General features: G+C 44.0%; 19 protein-coding genes and 1 other annotated feature. Of the genes, 16 read left to right on the top strand and 3 right to left on the bottom strand.

Features of this window, described 5'->3' with window-relative positions:
- Positions 1–15 precede the first annotated feature (15 nt).
- Positions 16–1,206 (bottom strand): MFS transporter, encoded by a 1,191-nt coding sequence (locus tag QF06_RS12720; protein WP_015483547.1) that lies wholly within the window; start codon positions 1,204–1,206, stop codon positions 16–18.
- 183 nt (positions 1,207–1,389) lie between these two features.
- Between QF06_RS12720 and QF06_RS12715 the strand changes: the two genes are divergently transcribed.
- The 9 genes from QF06_RS12715 (at position 1,390) to thrS (ending at position 10,771) form a co-directional block, all read left to right on the top strand.
- Positions 1,390–1,770, top strand: a complete 381-nt coding sequence (locus QF06_RS12715) for a winged helix-turn-helix transcriptional regulator (protein ID WP_021480292.1) — start codon at positions 1,390–1,392, stop codon at positions 1,768–1,770.
- Between the two features lie 205 nt (positions 1,771–1,975).
- Positions 1,976–2,998, top strand: a complete 1,023-nt coding sequence (locus QF06_RS12710) for a glyceraldehyde-3-phosphate dehydrogenase (protein WP_003229459.1) — start codon at positions 1,976–1,978, stop codon at positions 2,996–2,998.
- Positions 2,999–3,236: 238 nt separating this feature from the next.
- The gene (speD, locus tag QF06_RS12705; protein WP_003223584.1) at positions 3,237–3,617 is read left to right on the top strand and encodes an adenosylmethionine decarboxylase; all 381 of its coding nucleotides are present in this window, start codon (positions 3,237–3,239) and stop codon (positions 3,615–3,617) included.
- A 273-nt stretch (positions 3,618–3,890) separates the two neighbouring features.
- Positions 3,891–4,349: a transcriptional regulator NrdR gene (gene nrdR, locus QF06_RS12700; protein ID WP_003223586.1), complete on the top strand. Its 459-nt coding sequence runs from the start codon at positions 3,891–3,893 to the stop codon at positions 4,347–4,349.
- Positions 4,350–4,463: 114 nt separating this feature from the next.
- Positions 4,464–5,882 (top strand): replicative helicase loading/DNA remodeling protein DnaB, encoded by a 1,419-nt coding sequence (dnaB, locus tag QF06_RS12695; protein ID WP_015251489.1) that lies wholly within the window; start codon positions 4,464–4,466, stop codon positions 5,880–5,882.
- Between the two features lie 27 nt (positions 5,883–5,909).
- Complete coding sequence (dnaI, locus tag QF06_RS12690) at positions 5,910–6,845, top strand: primosomal protein DnaI (RefSeq protein WP_014480531.1); 936 nt, start codon at positions 5,910–5,912, stop codon at positions 6,843–6,845.
- A 33-nt stretch (positions 6,846–6,878) separates the two neighbouring features.
- On the top strand, positions 6,879–7,520 hold the full coding sequence (locus QF06_RS12685) for a TVP38/TMEM64 family protein (RefSeq protein ID WP_032726573.1): 642 nt from the start codon (positions 6,879–6,881) through the stop codon (positions 7,518–7,520).
- Positions 7,521–7,598: 78 nt separating this feature from the next.
- The gene (gene ytxC / locus QF06_RS12680) at positions 7,599–8,444 is read left to right on the top strand and encodes a putative sporulation protein YtxC (RefSeq protein ID WP_021480288.1); all 846 of its coding nucleotides are present in this window, start codon (positions 7,599–7,601) and stop codon (positions 8,442–8,444) included.
- Between the two features lie 395 nt (positions 8,445–8,839).
- Entirely contained in the window at positions 8,840–10,771 is a 1,932-nt protein-coding gene (thrS, locus tag QF06_RS12675) for a threonine--tRNA ligase (RefSeq protein ID WP_014480529.1), read from the top strand.
- Between the two features lie 39 nt (positions 10,772–10,810).
- Here the strand turns inward: thrS and QF06_RS12670 are convergent, their stop codons facing one another.
- Complete coding sequence (locus QF06_RS12670) at positions 10,811–11,593, bottom strand: HAD family hydrolase (protein WP_032726370.1); 783 nt, start codon at positions 11,591–11,593, stop codon at positions 10,811–10,813.
- 166 nt (positions 11,594–11,759) lie between these two features.
- Between QF06_RS12670 and lytS the strand changes: the two genes are divergently transcribed.
- The 4 genes from lytS to lrgB all read left to right on the top strand — a co-directional run bounded on the left by lytS (position 11,760) and on the right by lrgB (position 15,535).
- Positions 11,760–13,541 carry a two-component system sensor histidine kinase LytS gene (lytS, locus tag QF06_RS12665; RefSeq protein WP_041851083.1) on the top strand — a complete coding sequence of 594 codons (1,782 nt, stop codon included), beginning with the start codon at positions 11,760–11,762 and terminating at the stop codon, positions 13,539–13,541.
- Positions 13,519–14,244 (top strand): two-component system response regulator LytT, encoded by a 726-nt coding sequence (lytT, locus tag QF06_RS12660; RefSeq protein WP_019712907.1) that lies wholly within the window; start codon positions 13,519–13,521, stop codon positions 14,242–14,244. Before lytS ends, lytT begins: the two co-directional genes overlap by 23 nt.
- A gap of 133 nt (positions 14,245–14,377) precedes the next feature.
- Positions 14,378–14,818, top strand: a complete 441-nt coding sequence (gene lrgA, locus QF06_RS12655; RefSeq protein WP_041851082.1) for an antiholin-like murein hydrolase modulator LrgA — start codon at positions 14,378–14,380, stop codon at positions 14,816–14,818.
- 21 nt (positions 14,819–14,839) lie between these two features.
- Entirely contained in the window at positions 14,840–15,535 is a 696-nt protein-coding gene (lrgB, locus tag QF06_RS12650) for an antiholin-like protein LrgB (protein ID WP_003229482.1), read from the top strand.
- 31 nt (positions 15,536–15,566) lie between these two features.
- On the opposite strand, the gene QF06_RS12645 is transcribed toward lrgB, so the two are convergent.
- A complete protein-coding gene (locus QF06_RS12645; RefSeq protein ID WP_043940175.1) occupies positions 15,567–16,229 on the bottom strand; it encodes a hypothetical protein in 663 nt (220 codons plus the stop codon).
- A gap of 257 nt (positions 16,230–16,486) precedes the next feature.
- Positions 16,487–16,617 (top strand) — a sequence feature (ribosomal protein L20 leader region).
- A gap of 58 nt (positions 16,618–16,675) precedes the next feature.
- On the opposite strand from QF06_RS12645, the gene infC reads away from it, so the two are divergent.
- From infC to rplT, 3 genes are read left to right on the top strand one after another with little or no spacing between them, the layout of a single operon-like run.
- Positions 16,676–17,197, top strand: coding sequence for a translation initiation factor IF-3 (gene infC / locus QF06_RS12640; RefSeq protein WP_010886591.1), 522 nt, complete (start codon positions 16,676–16,678; stop codon positions 17,195–17,197).
- Between the two features lie 12 nt (positions 17,198–17,209).
- The gene (gene rpmI / locus QF06_RS12635; protein WP_003222418.1) at positions 17,210–17,410 is read left to right on the top strand and encodes a 50S ribosomal protein L35; all 201 of its coding nucleotides are present in this window, start codon (positions 17,210–17,212) and stop codon (positions 17,408–17,410) included.
- A gap of 31 nt (positions 17,411–17,441) precedes the next feature.
- Positions 17,442–17,801 carry a 50S ribosomal protein L20 gene (gene rplT, locus QF06_RS12630; RefSeq protein WP_003222420.1) on the top strand — a complete coding sequence of 120 codons (360 nt, stop codon included), beginning with the start codon at positions 17,442–17,444 and terminating at the stop codon, positions 17,799–17,801.
- The last annotated feature ends 25 nt before the right edge of the window (positions 17,802–17,826 follow it).

The raw sequence follows: 17,826 nt of genomic DNA, 5'->3' as shown, positions 1-17,826 counted from the left end.
CTCCTTTTAAAATTGTCAGGCTTCCTGCCGATCTCGTTTTTCCATCAAGCGGCTCCAGCCTGTTAAAATGACTGCACCGACCACCATTAATCCGCCTATCCAAGCGGTATGAATCAATCCGATTGAATCGGTGATCACACCGCCAAGGTATGACCCAAGCGCGATCCCTGCATTAAAGGCAGCGATATTCATCGCGGATGCGACGTCAACTGCACTCGGGACAAAACGCTCAGCCAGCATGACGACATACACCTGAAGGCCGGGCACGTTCATAAAGGCCAGCAATCCCATACAGAGAATGGTAATGAGCCCAGCTGCTTGATACGGGGCTGTAAATGTCAGTACGAATAGAACAATTGCCTGTACGATAAACATATAGAATAAAGCGGCAATTGGATTTCGGTTTGACAGCTTTCCGCCAATCATATTGCCGATAGCAATAGCTATTCCGTATCCGAGCAGAATCACTGCAACAGTCCCGGCTTTGAAGCCTGTTACTTCCTGAAGCAGGGGAGACAGATACGTGAACACAACGAATGTTCCTCCGTATCCAAGCGCTGTAATGACAAATAAAAGCAATAACCGGCTGTTTGTCACAAGCTTCAATTGATCCCGCATCGTTGTTTTCGTCCCTTTTCGTAATTTGGACGGTACAAGAATGCCATTTGTAATGAAAGCAATGATTCCGACGGCGATAATGACCATAAAGGCGAAACGCCAGCCGAACTGCTGGCCGATAAATGTCCCAAAAGGAACTCCGGTTACAGTTGCCACAGTGAGGCCAGTAAACATAATTGAAATCGCGCTAGCCCTTTTATCTTCCGGGACAATATCCGCTGCGATTGTCGAACCGATCGACATAAACACACCGTGCGAAAATGCCGATATCACACGTGCTGCTAGTAAAATCCCGATGCTTGAAGCGGTTGCTGCCATCGTATTACCGGCAATAAAAATAAACATGATCCAAAGCAATAATGTCTTACGTGACATGCTTGAGGTCAATGAAGTTAATATAGGTGCCCCAAATGTAACGCCGAGCGCATAAAGGGAAACGGTCAATCCTGCTGTCGTGACGGGAATATCCAGGTCATCAGCAATGAGCGGCAAAAGGCCGACACTGATAAATTCAGTTGTCCCTATTGCGAATGCACTTACGGCCAAAGCCAGTAGTGCAGGAATACTACTTTTATTGGCTGAAGTCATGATGTTCCTCCTTTGTAAGATGTGTTGTATGATTGAAATTCTGCCGAGTAAGCTATATAAATAAAAAAGAGCAGATTCAAATCAGCCGGCAAATGTGATTATGAAACATATCGTTAAGAAATAAAAGTACGTACTTTGAAGTGCTATAGTCACTTTTTGGTGCCTGTGAGGAGAATGGATTGTATGGAGAAGAAAAAATATAACATTTCTGTTGAAGCGACTCTTGAAGTGATCGGTGGGAAATGGAAATGCGTCATTTTATGCCATCTGACGCACGGAAAAAAACGCACAAGCGAATTAAAACGCCTAATGCCCAACATCACGCAAAAAATGCTGACTCAGCAGCTGCGCGAGCTGGAAGCGGACGGTGTCATTAAACGAATCGTATATAATCAAGTTCCTCCCAAAGTGGAATATGAGCTCAGCGAATACGGCCGCAGCTTAGAAGGAATTTTAGATATGCTGTGTGCTTGGGGAGCGAATCATATTAACAGAGTGTACGGGGATACATTTTCTGTGCTAGAAGAAAGTGTGCTCAATGATAAGTTAAAACAGGAATCATAAAGCATGAGGGCAGTCAGTGCGGAGCGCTGGCTGCTTTTTGGTTCTTACGCCTGATATTCTGTGCAAGAAAACATAAGATGCATCATAAATTAGCGTTATAATCGTTGATTTTTATCAATATGTACTGGCGAATTTGTTTTAATGTGTTATACTAATTTTAGATAGTAACAAATTAGGATGGCATAATTGATAAGGGGTGTCCAACATGAAGGTAAAAGTAGCGATCAACGGGTTTGGAAGAATCGGAAGAATGGTTTTTAGAAAAGCGATGTTAGACGATCAAATTCAAGTAGTGGCCATTAACGCCAGCTATTCCGCAGAAACGCTGGCTCATTTAATAAAGTATGACACAATTCACGGCAGATACGACAAAGAAGTTGTGGCTGGTGAAGACAGCCTGATCGTAAATGGAAAGAAAGTGCTTTTGTTAAACAGCCGTGATCCAAAACAGCTGCCTTGGCGGGAATATGATATTGACATAGTTGTCGAAGCAACAGGGAAGTTTAATGCTAAAGATAAAGCGATGGGCCATATAGAAGCAGGCGCAAAAAAAGTGATTTTGACCGCTCCGGGAAAAAATGAAGACGTTACCATTGTGATGGGCGTAAATGAGGACCAATTCGACGCTGAGCGCCATGTCATTATTTCAAATGCGTCATGCACGACAAATTGCCTTGCGCCTGTTGTAAAAGTGCTGGATGAAGAGTTTGGCATTGAGAGTGGTCTGATGACTACAGTTCATGCGTATACGAATGACCAAAAAAATATTGATAACCCGCACAAAGATTTGCGCCGGGCGCGGGCTTGCGGTGAATCCATCATTCCGACGACAACAGGAGCGGCAAAGGCGCTTTCGCTTGTGCTGCCGCATCTGAAAGGAAAACTTCACGGCCTCGCCTTGCGTGTCCCTGTTCCGAACGTCTCATTGGTTGATCTCGTTGTTGATCTGAAAACGGATGTTACGGCTGAAGAAGTAAACGAGGCATTTAAACGCGCTGCCAAAACGTCGATGTACGGTGTACTTGATTACTCAGATGAACCGCTCGTTTCGACTGATTATAATACGAATCCGCATTCAGCGGTCATTGACGGGCTTACAACAATGGTAATGGAAGACAGGAAAGTAAAGGTGCTGGCGTGGTATGACAACGAATGGGGCTACTCCTGCAGAGTTGTTGATCTGATCCGCCATGTAGCGGCACGAATGAAACATCCGTCTGCTGTATAAAATAAGGTCATGGACACATTTTAAAGAAAAAACCCTTAACAGCATATTTCTGAAAAAACGCACCTTGCAAATTAGACTTAAACACAGTATACTATTTTTCGTGAACTTCTTGCTTGAGACTGTTTCGGAATTACTTAAAGGGTTAGGACCTCTCCGGACTAACTTTCCCCCGTGGTAAATGGCCGACCCAGTTGTTGGAATTTCACTTTTTAATTCTTGTTAAGGGGGGTCCATGACTATGGAAACAATGGGGCGTCACGTTATCTCCGAGCTATGGGGATGCGATTTTGATAAGCTGAATGACATGGATTTTATTGAAAAAACGTTTGTAAATGCTGCTCTAAAATCAGGTGCTGAGGTGCGCGAGGTTGCATTTCACAAATTTGCACCGCAAGGCGTAAGCGGAGTTGTGATTATTTCTGAATCACACTTAACGATTCACAGTTTTCCTGAGCACGGATATGCGAGCATTGATGTTTATACTTGTGGAGACTTAGATCCTAATGTCGCTGCTGATTACATTGCAGAGGCATTACATGCTGATACAAGAGAAAACATTGAAATACCAAGAGGAATGGGGCCTGTGCAAATTAAACAGGCGCAAGCGAAAGTACTATAAAGTAAATTGCGAACACAAAGGGAGCTGAAGCTAGAAAGCCATTATGCGCTTTTTAGCTTATGCTCCTTTTATTTTTATAAAGAAACGAGAGTGTCAGCTTTTTCTTTTTTCATTTTTTTTGTAAAATAAGAAGGAGATTTTCACAAACCACCTAATGCTATAGAAACAAATTTAACAACGGCTCTCCCGACAGATGCTGTCACATCTATTTTTAAAAGGCGGAGGCTGCCGAAAATACATTGCAGGGAACGATATAGTTGGGAGCTGATTTTATTGAAATGTCCTTCATGCCAGCATAACGGAACACGAGTCCTTGATTCACGGCCTGTGGATGACGGAAAGTCGATTCGCCGAAGACGCGAGTGCGAATCCTGCCACTACCGGTTTACGACCTTTGAGAAAGTGGAGGAAACCCCGCTCATCGTTGTGAAAAAAGAAGGTGTGCGTGAGGAATTCAGCAGAGAAAAAATGCTGCGCGGCCTCATAAAAGCATGTGAAAAAAGGCCTGTTTCACTTAAAACGCTTGAAGACATGTGCTTTGATATTGAAAAAGAGCTTCGCAATCAAGGCTGCTCTGAGGTGAAGAGTGAGCTCGTCGGAGAAATGGTCATGGACCGGCTGGCTAAGATTGACGAAGTCGCATATGTGCGGTTCGCGTCCGTCTATCGGCAGTTTAAAGATATAAACGTCTTTATCGACGAATTAAAAGACTTAATAAAGAAAGAGCGTTAAAAGAGCTAAGAGGATTCTTCTAGCTCTTTTCTCATGTGCAAAATTGGCATTTGATAGATATAAGAAACGGTGTAAAATGAAAGGTAGAAACAAATTCGGAAGGTTTGAGAATGTATGGCTGACTATTGGAAAGATGTACTGCCTGTAGACCCGTATGTGGTTAAAAGCAGATCGATGCTGCAGGATATTGACAGACAAATTATTACACAACTGTACCAGCCCTTAATCGGCCCTGTTGCATTCTCTCTTTATATGACATTGTGGGGAGAGCTTGAACAAAACCGTCTGTGGGGCGGAGAGTCCACACATAGACAGCTGATGGGGATGACACAGTCCAACTTAAAAACGATCCATCAGGAACAGGGGAAGCTCGAGGGCATCGGATTGCTGAAAGTATATATGAAAGAATCCGAGCGGCAGGAGCGCCTCTTTATATATGAACTCCTTCCGCCGCTCAGACCGAATGAATTTTTTGAAGACGGAATGCTGAATGTTTTTCTGTATAATAGAGTCGGAAAAACGAAATATCAGCAATTAAAACAATTTTTTACGCACCCGGCCATTTCAGAAGATGCGAAGGACATTACGCGTCCGTTTAATCATGCGTTTGAATCGCTGCAGCCGAGTGAATGGAAGCTCACATCCGATATGGAGGAAACGGTAAGGCTTGCCGAGGGGTCCGAGTATACTTCTGTCGGACAGTCTCCGTCCTACACCATAACGGAGGATGTATTTGATTTTGATTTGTTTTTAGCGGGACTTTCTGAGACGATGATACCGAGAAAAGCGATGACCCAGCAGGTGCGGGACACAATCAAAAAGCTTTCTTATCTGTACGGAATTGACCCTTTGCAAATGCAAAATGTTGTAATGAGCGCAATTGATGAGCGTGACGTCATTACGACGGAGGCATTAAGAAAAGCGGCGAGCGACTGGTATCAAATTGAAAGAAACGGACAGCTGCCCGATTTGGTGGAAAAAACACAGCCGGTGCATCTGCGTGAAGGCGAAAAACCGGCAGAAGAGGATTCTCTGGATGGGAAGCTGATCGCATTGCTGGAGGCGATTTCCCCGAAGAAGCTTCTGCAGGACATTGCTGACGGAACAGAGCCGTCAAAAGCTGATCTGAAGATCATAGAAGAAATTATGTTCGAACAGAAGCTCGAGCCAGGCGTCACAAATGTGTTAATTTATTATGTCATGCTGAAAACCGACATGAAGCTGTCGAAAAACTATATCCAAAAAATCGCTTCGCATTGGGCACGCAAAAAGGTAAAAACGGTCAGGGAAGCGATGAAGCTCGCAATAGAAGAAAACCGCCAGTATCTTGAATGGGCTGAAGGAAAAACAAAGTCTTCGAAACGAAACCAAAAAGTGATTCGTGAAGAAAAGCTTCCTGATTGGATGACAGAAAAGGAAACAGCGTCTGACTCAGAATCCGGACAGCAGAAGCTGCATCCGCAGGATTTGGAAGAACAGAAGAAAAAGATGATGGAAGAAATGCAAAAACTGAAAAAATACTCTGCCTATTAAAGACAGAGATGCGGGGTGAAGGAATAGATGGAACCAATCGGCCGTTCCCTGCAGGGCGTAACCGGCAGGCCGGATTTCCAAAAACGTCTTGAACAAATGAAGGAAAAAGTCATGAAAGATCAAGATGTTCAAGCATTTTTGAAGGAAAACGAAGAAGTGATTGACCAAAAAATGATAGAAAAGAGCTTAAATAAGCTTTATGAATATATTGAACAAAGCAAGAATTGCTCCTATTGTTCGGAAGATGAAAACTGCAACAATTTGTTGGAGGGCTACCATCCGAAACTTGTTGTCAATGGGCGGTCTATTGATATCGAGTATTATGAATGTCCAGTCAAACGGAAGCTCGACCAGCAGAAGAAACAAAAGTCTCTTATGAAAAGCATGTATATCCAGCAGGATCTTCTCGGAGCGACGTTCCAACAAGTTGATATCAGTGACCCGAGCAGGCTCGCGATGTTTCAGCATGTTACAGACTTCCTGAAAAGCTATAATGAGACGGGAAAAGGGAAAGGATTATATTTATACGGGAAATTTGGGGTAGGAAAAACGTTTATGCTCGCTGCAATTGCCAATGAGCTGGCGGAAAAAGAGTACTCCTCCATGATTGTCTATGTGCCTGAATTTGTGAGAGAGCTTAAAAATTCGCTGCAAGACCAGACATTGGAAGAGAAGCTCAATATGGTAAAGACCACACCCGTATTGATGCTTGATGACATCGGAGCAGAATCAATGACAAGCTGGGTAAGGGATGAAGTCATCGGAACGGTGCTTCAGCACAGAATGTCCCAGCAGCTGCCAACGTTCTTTTCTTCTAATTTCTCACCTGACGAGCTGAAGCATCATTTTACGTATTCGCAGAGGGGAGAAAAAGAAGAAGTAAAAGCTGCAAGATTAATGGAGCGGATATTATATTTGGCTGCTCCGATCCGCCTTGACGGAGAAAACCGCCGACATCCATAATTGCTGTGGTTCAAAGGGGAAGGAACTGAGGGTATGAAACGAAAAACCGCTGTCAAATGGCTGGCAATGCTTGCAGGTGCTGGTTTACTCTATTGGGGAAATAAAACGTATTTGAATGTATCGCCGAAAGAAATCAGGGTATGGGTATTGTCGTTCGGAGTCTTTGCACCTCTGATGTTTATCGGGATATCCATCGTCAGGCCACTTGTTTTATTTCCGGTGTCTGTTATTTCAATAGCTGGCGGACTTGCGTTTGGCCCGCTTCTCGGCACGCTTTATACGTTATTCGGTTCGATGTGCGCTTCAGCTGTTTCGTTTTTTGCGGCCGGTTTGTTTTCGGCGAAAAAGAACGGGCATTACGAAAGGCTTGAAGCCATACAGAAGCAAATGGAGGATAACGGATTTTTCTATATCTTTTTTTTGAGAATCCTGCCGATCAATTTTGATTTCGTCAGCTATGCGGCAGGCCTTTCCAATGTCAAAGCGCTGCCGTATTTTGCGGCGACGGCTGTGGGTATCATTCCTGGGACGATTGCGCTTAATGTGCTGGGTGCGAGCTTTTTGGCTGGCAATCTGCCCGCTTTCTTTCTTGTCCTAGCTCTGTATATCGTGTTTATCTCGCTGCCATTCATCCTCAGAAAGAAAATGCAAAACTTGTTCCAAGAATCAAATTAAGATTTGCCAATGACCTTTACGTCTATTTTAAAAACATCCCCCATATACTTGTAACAGATGCCGTAAGGGGGGACAAACATGCTTGAAATAATCTTTGAAGATGACCATGATGCAGCCGCTTTTTTACATCTCATTCAGCATTCGGACGATCGGAACAATATCATTGTCCGTGAAGGCATACGAAAAATCGGGATTGAAAAAGCGAATCCGGCTTTTCCTATTCAGCGTTTTATGGAGCCGATTCTGGTCAAATTTTTTTTGGAATGCAAAGAAGACGAGCATATGCTGTCATTGATTGAGGAAACTTATTGTTTCACGGACCAGGATGAACAGCAGCAAATCCTTCAGCTCGCACACAGTATTATTGAAGGTGAAGCAGACGATCTTCCGTTTGAGCCGCTGAAGCTTTCACGGAAACAATCTATTTTGGATGAACTCCAAACGATCTGTTTAGAGGAAGGAGTATTTTACATTCGCTCCTTTCAGACCTTCCGACTTGGATCATACTATAAGCAGCTGAGAGATATTACAGAAGCAGCGATTGATGAATATAAGATGGAACAGGAATATCAAAACTTTATTCAAACACTCAGAGACTATGTGAACGCCAAACAGCCGCGAATCAAAAAAGTGCATATTGTCCATGATGGTTCCTTTACATTATGGGAGCTGCGCTATGTGCCGGAACGGGAAAAAATGAAATACATAGACAGAAGATTTGTCCGGGATCATCCTATGTATATTGATTCTCATTTGCTCGCGCCGCTGATTTCCATTGCGCCTGATGAAGTCGTGCTTTATACCGACCAGCCCGAGCACATGATGGCAAGGACCATTCAAAACGTATTTCAAGAGAGAGTGGAAATGCTCCCGCTGCATGCTTTTACAGATGCAGAAATACCGGTGAAGCACTCGGAAGGATGAGGGCCGGCAGCCTGTCTATATAAGGCTGTCGGTTTAAAAAAAAGGAAACGCGATCGTGTTGATTTTTTGGATTGAACAATTTATAATACATAGGAGATTAAGAAAGACACACGTATTGATAAGGACACGAAGGAATGATACCGGCTCAAAGAGAGGGAAGCCCTGGCTGCAAGCTTCCCAGCTAAGGACCATTCGCTTTACCGCCTTTGAACTTCAGCTGTGAACCTCTTGAAAAGGAACAGTAATGGCTGACGGGAACTCCCGTTACAGAGCTTAGAGCCGCAGGTGCCGTATTGGCTTTGCGGAAAAAAGGGTGGAACCACGATTCCGTTTATTCAACCTCGTCCCTTTCATAGGGGGCGGGGTTTTTATATGCAAAAAAAGGAGTGACAAAGATGTCAGATATGGTAAAAATCACATTTCCTGATGGAGCAGTCAAGGAGTTTGCGAAAGGAACAACAACAGAAGATATCGCGGCATCCATCAGTCCGGGATTAAAGAAAAAATCATTAGCCGGAAAACTGAACGGAAAAGAAATCGATTTGAGAACGCCGATCAATGAAGACGGTACAGTGGAAATCATTACAGAAGGCTCAGAAGAAGGTCTTCAAATTATGCGCCACAGTACGGCTCACTTGCTGGCTCAAGCGATTAAACGCATCTACAAGGATGTTAAATTCGGCGTCGGTCCGGTTATCGAAAACGGGTTTTACTACGATGTAGAAATGGACGAAGCGATTACACCGGAGGATCTGCCGAAAATCGAGAAAGAAATGAAAAAAATCGTTAATGCGAACCTTCCGATCGTTCGAAAAGAAGTCAGCCGTGAAGAAGCGAAAGCCCGTTTTGCGGAAATCGGCGACGACCTGAAGCTTGAACTATTGGATGCGATTCCTGAAGGAGAAACCGTTTCGATCTATGAGCAAGGCGAATTCTTTGACCTGTGCCGCGGCGTCCACGTTCCTTCAACCGGAAAAATCAAAGAATTTAAGCTGTTAAGCCTTGCAGGCGCATACTGGCGCGGTGACAGCAAAAACCAAATGCTTCAGCGCGTATATGGCACAGCTTTCTTCAAAAAAGCTGATCTTGAAGAGCATCTTCGTATGCTAGAAGAAGCGAAAGAACGCGACCACAGAAAGCTCGGCAAAGAATTAAAGCTGTTTGCGAACTCTCAAAAAGTCGGACAAGGCCTGCCGCTTTGGCTGCCAAAAGGCGCGACAATCCGCCGCGTCATCGAGCGCTACATTGTTGATAAAGAAATCAGCCTCGGCTATGAGCACGTATACACACCTGTGCTAGGCAGCAAAGAGCTGTATGAAACATCAGGACACTGGGATCATTATCAGGAAGGCATGTTCCCTCCGATGGAAATGGACAATGAAACACTTGTATTGCGTCCGATGAACTGTCCGCACCATATGATGATTTACAAACAAGACATTCACAGTTACCGCGAGCTTCCGATTCGTATTGCAGAGCTTGGAACGATGCACCGCTATGAAATGTCAGGTGCGCTGTCAGGGCTTCAACGGGTACGCGGAATGACGTTAAATGATGCACACATCTTTGTGCGCCCGGATCAAATTAAGGATGAGTTTATCCGTACAGTCCGTTTAATTCAGGATGTTTATGAAGACTTCGGTTTAAGTGATTACACATTCCGTCTGTCTTACCGCGATCCGGAAGATACAGAGAAATATTTTGATGACGATGAAATGTGGAACAAAGCGCAATCCATGCTGAAAGAGGCAATGGACGAAATCGGCCACGACTATTACGAAGCAGAAGGTGAAGCGGCATTCTACGGCCCTAAACTTGATGTTCAGGTGAAAACTGCGATTGGAAAAGAAGAAACACTGTCTACGGTTCAGCTTGATTTCTTATTGCCGGAACGTTTCGACCTGACATACATCGGTGAGGACGGCAAGCAGCACCGTCCGGTTGTCATTCACAGAGGTGTCGTTTCAACAATGGAACGCTTTGTTGCCTTCTTAATCGAAGAACACAAAGGCGCGCTGCCGACATGGCTTGCACCGGTTCAGTTCCAAGTCATCCCGGTTTCTCCGGCTGTGCATTTAGACTACGCGAAAAAAGTGCAGGAACGCCTGCAACGTGAAGGCCTGCGTGTTGAAGTCGACAGCCGCGATGAAAAAATCGGCTACAAAATCCGTGAAGCGCAAATGCAAAAAATCCCGTACATGCTGGTGGTCGGTGACCAAGAAGCAGAAAACGGAGCGGTAAACGTGCGTAAATACGGAGAACAGAACTCTGAAACCATTTCACTTGATGAGTTTGTGAAAAAGGCAGTAGCTGAAGCGAAAAAATAAAATAAAAAGCATGATCTCGTTTGAAGAGATCATGCTTTTTTATTTCTCTAATATAGGAAACAAATCATGAAGGCTGCTGATGATGTAATCAGGCGTTACGTCAGTTTCGTTTTTCTTATCAGTCCGGTTGATCCAAACGGTTTTGATTCCGGCTCTTGAAGCGCCTAAAATATCAGTATTCAAATTATCGCCGACCATGATGGCATCGTCTTTTTCAATATTCATCAGCTTAAGGCAGTGTTCAAAAATTGAAACATCCGGCTTGCCCTTGCCGAATGCGCCCGAGATGACGATTTCATTGAAGTAAGGAGCGAGCTCAGGTACGCCGGCAAGCTTCTCCTTTTGCAGACTCGGATCGCCATTTGTCAAAAGCAATAATTCATACTTGCCTTTTAATTGATCGAGTACAGCAAAAGTTTCATCATATACAAACGGGCGTTTTCTGCGCTCTGCCGCAAAAAACTCTCCCAAGTATTCGCCATATGCAGGATCATCGATCCCAAGCGCTTTCAGTCCGTTTGTCCATGCATTTCTTCTGTACTCCGGCACAATCTTGTTCAGCTTTTGAAAGCCTTCACTGATTGGCTCTGAGAAATTGGACCACAGTCCTTCAAACGGGTTAATGCCGATCATCACTGTATATGGATACGTCTCATATGACATGTACAATTCTCTCGCCGCTTCGCGAACAGCTGCTTCGAATTCCTCAGGGTCAAGGCCATATTTTTTCTCCGCCTGTAAGCAAGTTTCTGCAAATGTTGTTCTGACGCTTTTTTCGTCCCAAAGTAGTGTATCATCTAAATCAAAAAATACGGCTTTCATGATCTTCTCCTCTGCTTCAGATTCAAATCTTTCTGCCAAAAGGCTCATGTTTTATTTTACAATAGATAAAAGCCTTGTGAAATATGTTTTCAGACGATTTTAAAAAAACAGTCAGCCGTAAAACGAAAACATGCTAGAATGAAAACGGAAAGAACAGGTGACATGAATGATTCATTTAATGATTATGATGCTGGAGAGAGTGGGGATTATTGTTATATTAGGGTTTATTCTCGCCCATACGAAACTTTTCAGACAAGCTCTTCAGAATCAGGACGGCTATAAAGGAAAAGCGATTTTAATTTCAATTTTTTCTCTTTTCAGCATCATCAGCAATTATACAGGCATCGAAATTCAAAGAAATATGATTGTAAACAATGACTGGGTGTTTACGATAGATCCATCGGGCTCTATCGCGAATACCCGTATTTTGGGCGTGGAAATCGGGGGCCTTCTCGGAGGTCCGTTTGTAGGGGCTGGGATCGGCATACTGTCGGGCCTGCATCGTTTTTCACTCGGTGGCAGCACGGCTTTAAGCTGTGCCGTATCATCTATTTTAGCGGGTGTTCTTGCAGGCTTGATCGGCCGGTATTTTACGAAGCGATATCGAATGCCGACACCGCGTATCGCCGCTCTTGTGGGAATCGGCATGGAGTCACTGCAAATGATCATTATTTTGCTGATGGCAAAGCCGTTCAGTGACGCTTGGGAGCTTGTCAGCATGATCGGAATTCCGATGATACTCATCAATGGAACAGGCAGTTTTATTTTTCTGTCTATTATTCAAGCGATCATTCGCAAGGAAGAACAGGCAAGAGCTCTCGAAACGCATCGAGTGCTGACGATTGCTGATCAGACACTTCCATTTTTTCGCCAAGGATTAAATGAAAACTCCTGTAAAAGTGTAGCGGCTATTATCCATAAGCTGACAGGAACAGATGCGGTGTCTCTCACTGATAAAGAAAAGATCCTTGCGCATGTCGGTGCGGGAATGGATCACCACATCCCATCGAAAAGTTTGATCACCGGCCTGTCCAAAAAGGTGATTAAAACAGGGCATATTATGAAGGCGATTTCGCAGGAAGAGATTGAATGCACGCATGCTGAATGCCCTTTGCACGCTGCAATTGTTCTGCCGCTGACATCGAACGGCAATACAATCGGCACCTTGAAAATGTACTTTAAAAGCCCGGCAGGCCTGAGTCAGGTAGAGGAGGAACTTGCCGAGGGGCTGGCCATGCTGTTTTCGACACAGCTTGAGCTTGGGGAAGCAGAGCTGCAAAGCAAACTTCTCAAGGATGCTGAAATTAAAGCGCTTCAAGCACAGGTGAATCCGCATTTTTTATTTAATGCGATCAACACGATTTCTGCGCTATGCCGTACAGATGTTGAAAAAACCCGTAAGCTCCTATTGCAGCTCAGTGTTTATTTTCGTTCAAACCTTCAAGGAGCGAGACAGCTGCTGATTCCGCTCTCAAAGGAGCTGAACCATCTTAACGCCTATTTGTCATTAGAACAGGCGCGTTTTCCCGGGAAATATAAAATTGAGCTTAAGATCGACACAAGACTGGAGCAGATTGAAATCCCTCCGTTTGTTTTGCAGGTGCTTGTCGAGAACGCGCTTCGGCACGCGTTTCCGAAAAAACAAGACATATGCAAGGTTACAGTCTGTGTCTTATCTGATGATGCATCCGTCTATATGAAGGTGGCGGATAACGGACGCGGAATTCCGCCGGACGTCTTGCCGGAACTGGGAAAGAAACCGTTTCCGTCTAAGGAGGGAACCGGTACAGCGCTTTATAACCTAAATCAGCGGCTGATCGGTTTATTCGGACAGCAGGCTGCACTGCATATCAGCAGTGAGGTTCATAAAGGGACAGAGGTTTCCTTTCAAGTGCCAATGCAACAGATGAAAGAGGGAGAAGAACATGCTCAGGGTGTTAATAGTTGATGATGAGATGCTGGCAAGAGATGAACTGGCTTACTTGCTTAAGCGGACCAATGAGGAAATGGAAATCAATGAAGCGGAAAATATCGAATCCGCTTTTGACCAAATGATGGATCAAAAACCTGATTTGCTGTTTCTAGACGTTGATTTATCCGGAGAAAACGGTTTTGATATCGCAAAGCGATTGAAGAAAATGAAGCATCCTCCTGCTGTTGTGTTTGCGACAGCGTATGACCAGTATGCGCTCAAAGCGTTTGAGGTGGACGCTCTTGATTATTTAACCAAGCCTTTCGATGAAGAAAGAATTCAGCAAACGCTGAAAAAATATAAAAAAGTCAATCGGGATATTGTAGAAATAGAGCAAAACAGCCATGCGGGCCAGCACAAGCTCGCGCTATCTGTGGGGGAATCGATTGTGATTGTGGATACGAAGGACATTATCTATGCCGGAACAGAAGATGGTCATGTCAATGTAAAAACCTTCGATCATTCTTATACGGTCAGCGATACACTCGTTGTGATTGAGAAAAAGCTGCCGGATTCTGATTTTATCCGCGTCCATCGGAGCTTTGTCGTGAATACCGAATATATTAAAGAAATTCAGCCATGGTTTAATTCAACGTATAATCTGATCATGAAAGACGGATCGAAAATACCGGTCAGCCGGACATATGCGAAGGAATTGAAAAAGCTGCTCCATATTTGATGGGCGGCTTTTTGCATTTCAGCCATTTGATTCTGCAACTCAGCCCCGCTATTCGGCATGTTATCTTGTAAGCGCTTTATAACAGGGGATTCTTATTTATAATGAGGGTACCAAAGAGAAAGAGGTGAAGAAAATGAGTGCTAAAAAAGTGTACGGGTTTTTAACACAAGCATTTATTTTTGCCGTCATTATGCTGGTTTCAAATATGATTGCCGCTATTGTCCCAATACCTATCCCGGCATCGGTTGTAGGGTTGGTCTTATTATTTCTCCTATTATGTTTGAAAGTCATTAAACTGGAACAAGTGGAAACGCTCGGAACGTCTTTAACCTCTCTGATCGGATTTTTATTTGTTCCGTCAGGTATATCTGTTATGAATTCGCTTGGTGTGATGCAGCAATACGGCCTGCAAATTGTTCTTGTCATTCTGCTCGCAACGATTATTTTGCTGGGGGCTACGGGATTGTTTTCTCAGCTGATTCTTTCGCTGAGCGGAAAACACAAGACCGCAGCGGACATGAAAACAAAAACAGTACAAAGCCCGCAGAACAATAACGAACTCGTTCACCATTAAGGGAAACAGGAGGTTCTTCAAATGGAAAGCACAATGAGTCCTTATTTTGGGATTGTCGTATCACTTGCTGCATTCGGCATCGGCACCTTTTTATTTAAGAAAACAAAAGGCTTCTTCCTTTTCACTCCTTTGTTTGTTGCCATGGTGCTGGGGATCGCATTTTTAAAAATCGGCGGTTTTTCCTACGCGGATTATAATAACGGGGGAGAGATCATTAAGTTTTTCCTTGAACCGGCAACGATCGCATTTGCAATTCCTTTGTACAAACAAAGAGATAAGCTTAAAAAATACTGGTGGCAAATCATGGCCTCCATTATTGCCGGCTCTATCTGCTCTGTCACGATTGTTTATCTGCTCGCTAAAGGCATTCATCTCGATTCGGCCGTAATGAAAAGCATGCTTCCGCAGGCGGCTACAACGGCAATTGCGCTTCCTTTATCAAAAGGCATCGGGGGCATCAGCGACATCACAGCCTTTGCGGTCATCTTTAACGCTGTCATCGTATATGCGCTCGGAGCATTGTTCTTGAAGGTGTTTAAAGTGAAAAATCCGATTTCTAAAGGATTGGCTCTTGGAACATCCGGACATGCACTTGGTGTAGCGGTCGGGATTGAGATGGGAGAAGTTGAAGCTGCGATGGCAAGTATTGCTGTTGTCGTAGTAGGAGTGGTAACGGTTCTGGTCATCCCTGTGTTCGTGCAGCTGATCGGAGGATAAGCCAAGGCTGAATGCCTTGGCTTTTTTTATTTTATGGTGCGTCTTCGGGATCGATATACCCTTGTTTAATGCCCCATTCTACTTGATCGTCATGCCACTTTTTTCGTTCTTCATAACCATAACCATCGTCATCAGGAAGCTCTGAAGCTGGCTGTTGAATGGTTTTATCTGTCTGACTCGAGGAAGATGGTGGATTTTTACTATTAGATGAGGGTGCCTCGGTCTGCTGCCGTTGTGTCTGTGATTGCCGCTTTTTCTCAGCGTTCGCTTTCTGCTCTTTTTGGATTGCTGCCTGCCGCTGTCTTTCAAGTTCAGCTTGTCTTTTTGCTTCCGCTAATCGCTGATTCTCTGCCGCCTGCTGCTCTGCTAATCGCTGTCTCTCTGCTTTTTCCTCCTGCTGTTTCTTTCGTTTCGCCTCCCGCTCTTTTTCAAGCTTTTTCTCTGCGGCGATTTGTCTTTGCTTTTCAGCTTCTTCTTTTGCCTTCCGCTTTCCTAACTCAGTAGCAAGTGGACTCTCGAACTTCATGTCCAATGAAACGGGTTTTAGTTTTTTTAGCTCTTTCTCCAGCCCCTTTTGAGGAAATGCTGCAGTTGTCTTAACAGTTTCGACTTTTGATTCGGAAGATGTGCTGCTATTCGAGCAACCGGTTAATATCAATGTGAAAAATAAAGCAAGCTGTATCAGTTTGTTCATGTGTCAGGCTCCTTTCTGCTTCTTATATCGGTCAGAGATTAACTTTGTTTTACATTTCTTCCTGTCGGTGGTTTTGTTGTAAATTGCGAAATAAGGGGGGAATTGTTGGTTCTTTGCATTCTGGGTGGGGATGAAAGATTTTCTTTTTCTCTCTTGCGCTCATAGAAAACCCATGTTACAATGTAAAAGTTGTTCCGGATAAGTCGTCCTTGACTAAAGATCCGGTATTGTGTAGAATAGTTATTGAATTGAATATAAATCACAAGCAGAAGCACCCGCTTCTCACCTGATTGACACATGCATGTAGTTGGCAGGTTGACCGTACATTTTTATTGATACAGATGTTCGTAGTGTGGGTGTTTTATAATGCCCACACTTTTTGTTTGCCTGCAAAATGCATTCAAAATGAGTTGTGAATCAATTCGAAGAAACTATGGAGGTGGCTCATTATTAGCAAAGATCAATTGGTTAATGAGGGTATCCGTGCACGTGAGGTCCGTTTAATCGGACAAAATGGCGACCAGCTTGGAATCAAGTCCCGTCAGGAAGCACTTGAAATCGCCGGCCGCGCAAATCTTGACCTTGTGTTAGTTGCAGCGAATGCAAAACCGCCTGTCTGCCGAATCATGGACTACGGTAAGTTCCGATTTGAGCAGCAGAAAAAGGAAAAAGAAGCACGCAAGAATCAAAAAATCATTAACTTAAAAGAAGTTCGGTTAAGTCCGACAATCGATGAGCATGACTTTAACACGAAATTGCGCAATGCGATTAAATTCCTTGAAAAAGGCGATAAAGTGAAAGCTTCTATCCGCTTTAAAGGACGCGCAATCACTCATAAAGAAATCGGTCAGCGTGTATTAGACCGTTTCTCCGAAGCATGTGCTGAGGTTGCGACAGTCGAAACAAAACCAAAAATGGACGGCCGCAGCATGTTCTTAATGCTCGCACCGAAAAACGAAAAGCAATAAGGAGGAAATCCCATGCCAAAAATGAAAACTCACCGCGGATCTGCTAAACGTTTTAAAAAGACAGGTTCTGGGAAGTTAAAACGTTCTCACGCGTACACAAGTCACTTATTCGCCAACAAATCTCAAAAGCAAAAGCGTAAGCTTCGCAAGAGTGCTGTTGTAAGCGCAGGAGACTTCAAACGTATCAAACAAATGCTTGCTAACATCAAGTAATCGGATAAGGAACAATTAGGAGGGAAATTCAATGCCAAGAGTAAAAGGCGGAACTGTTACACGTAAGCGTCGTAAAAAGGTTCTTAAATTAGCAAAAGGTTATTTCGGTTCAAAACATACATTATACAAAGTAGCTAACCAGCAGGTCATGAAATCTGGAAACTATGCTTTCCGTGACCGTCGTCAGAAAAAACGTGATTTCCGTAAACTTTGGATCACTCGTATCAACGCAGCTGCTCGCATGAACGGCCTTTCTTACAGCCGTTTAATGCACGGTCTTAAGCTTTCTGGTATCGAAGTAAACCGTAAAATGCTTGCTGATCTTGCTGTAAACGATCTTACTGCATTCAATCAGCTTGCTGATGCTGCTAAAGCTCAATTAAACAAGTAATCATATAGAGCCGCTCTCCAGCAGA

This window comes from Bacillus sp. YP1 (assembly GCF_000877815.1).
GTDB lineage: Bacteria > Bacillota > Bacilli > Bacillales > Bacillaceae > Bacillus > Bacillus subtilis.
Note: the sequence above shows the minus strand (reverse complement) of the source record. Positions and strands in the feature narration are given on the sequence as shown.

Bases quoted from the DNA above. Each gene is read 5' to 3' on its own strand.
- dnaI (WP_014480531.1), top strand. From the start codon at position 5,910: ATGGAACCAATCGGCCGTTCCCTGCAGGGCGTAACCGGCAGGCCGGAT.
- lrgA (WP_041851082.1), top strand. From the start codon at position 14,378: ATGAGTGCTAAAAAAGTGTACGGGTTTTTAACACAAGCATTTATTTTT.
- thrS (WP_014480529.1), top strand. From the start codon at position 8,840: ATGTCAGATATGGTAAAAATCACATTTCCTGATGGAGCAGTCAAGGAG.
- QF06_RS12715 (WP_021480292.1), top strand. From the start codon at position 1,390: ATGGAGAAGAAAAAATATAACATTTCTGTTGAAGCGACTCTTGAAGTG.
- ytxC (WP_021480288.1), top strand. From the start codon at position 7,599: ATGCTTGAAATAATCTTTGAAGATGACCATGATGCAGCCGCTTTTTTA.
- QF06_RS12645 (WP_043940175.1), bottom strand. From the start codon at position 16,229: ATGAACAAACTGATACAGCTTGCTTTATTTTTCACATTGATATTAACC.
- rpmI (WP_003222418.1), top strand. From the start codon at position 17,210: ATGCCAAAAATGAAAACTCACCGCGGATCTGCTAAACGTTTTAAAAAG.
- QF06_RS12710 (WP_003229459.1), top strand. From the start codon at position 1,976: ATGAAGGTAAAAGTAGCGATCAACGGGTTTGGAAGAATCGGAAGAATG.
- speD (WP_003223584.1), top strand. From the start codon at position 3,237: ATGGAAACAATGGGGCGTCACGTTATCTCCGAGCTATGGGGATGCGAT.
- rplT (WP_003222420.1), top strand. From the start codon at position 17,442: ATGCCAAGAGTAAAAGGCGGAACTGTTACACGTAAGCGTCGTAAAAAG.
- dnaB (WP_015251489.1), top strand. From the start codon at position 4,464: ATGGCTGACTATTGGAAAGATGTACTGCCTGTAGACCCGTATGTGGTT.
- QF06_RS12670 (WP_032726370.1), bottom strand. From the start codon at position 11,593: ATGAAAGCCGTATTTTTTGATTTAGATGATACACTACTTTGGGACGAA.
- lytS (WP_041851083.1), top strand. From the start codon at position 11,760: ATGATTCATTTAATGATTATGATGCTGGAGAGAGTGGGGATTATTGTT.
- lrgB (WP_003229482.1), top strand. From the start codon at position 14,840: ATGGAAAGCACAATGAGTCCTTATTTTGGGATTGTCGTATCACTTGCT.
- QF06_RS12685 (WP_032726573.1), top strand. From the start codon at position 6,879: ATGAAACGAAAAACCGCTGTCAAATGGCTGGCAATGCTTGCAGGTGCT.
- lytT (WP_019712907.1), top strand. From the start codon at position 13,519: ATGCTCAGGGTGTTAATAGTTGATGATGAGATGCTGGCAAGAGATGAA.
- QF06_RS12720 (WP_015483547.1), bottom strand. From the start codon at position 1,206: ATGACTTCAGCCAATAAAAGTAGTATTCCTGCACTACTGGCTTTGGCC.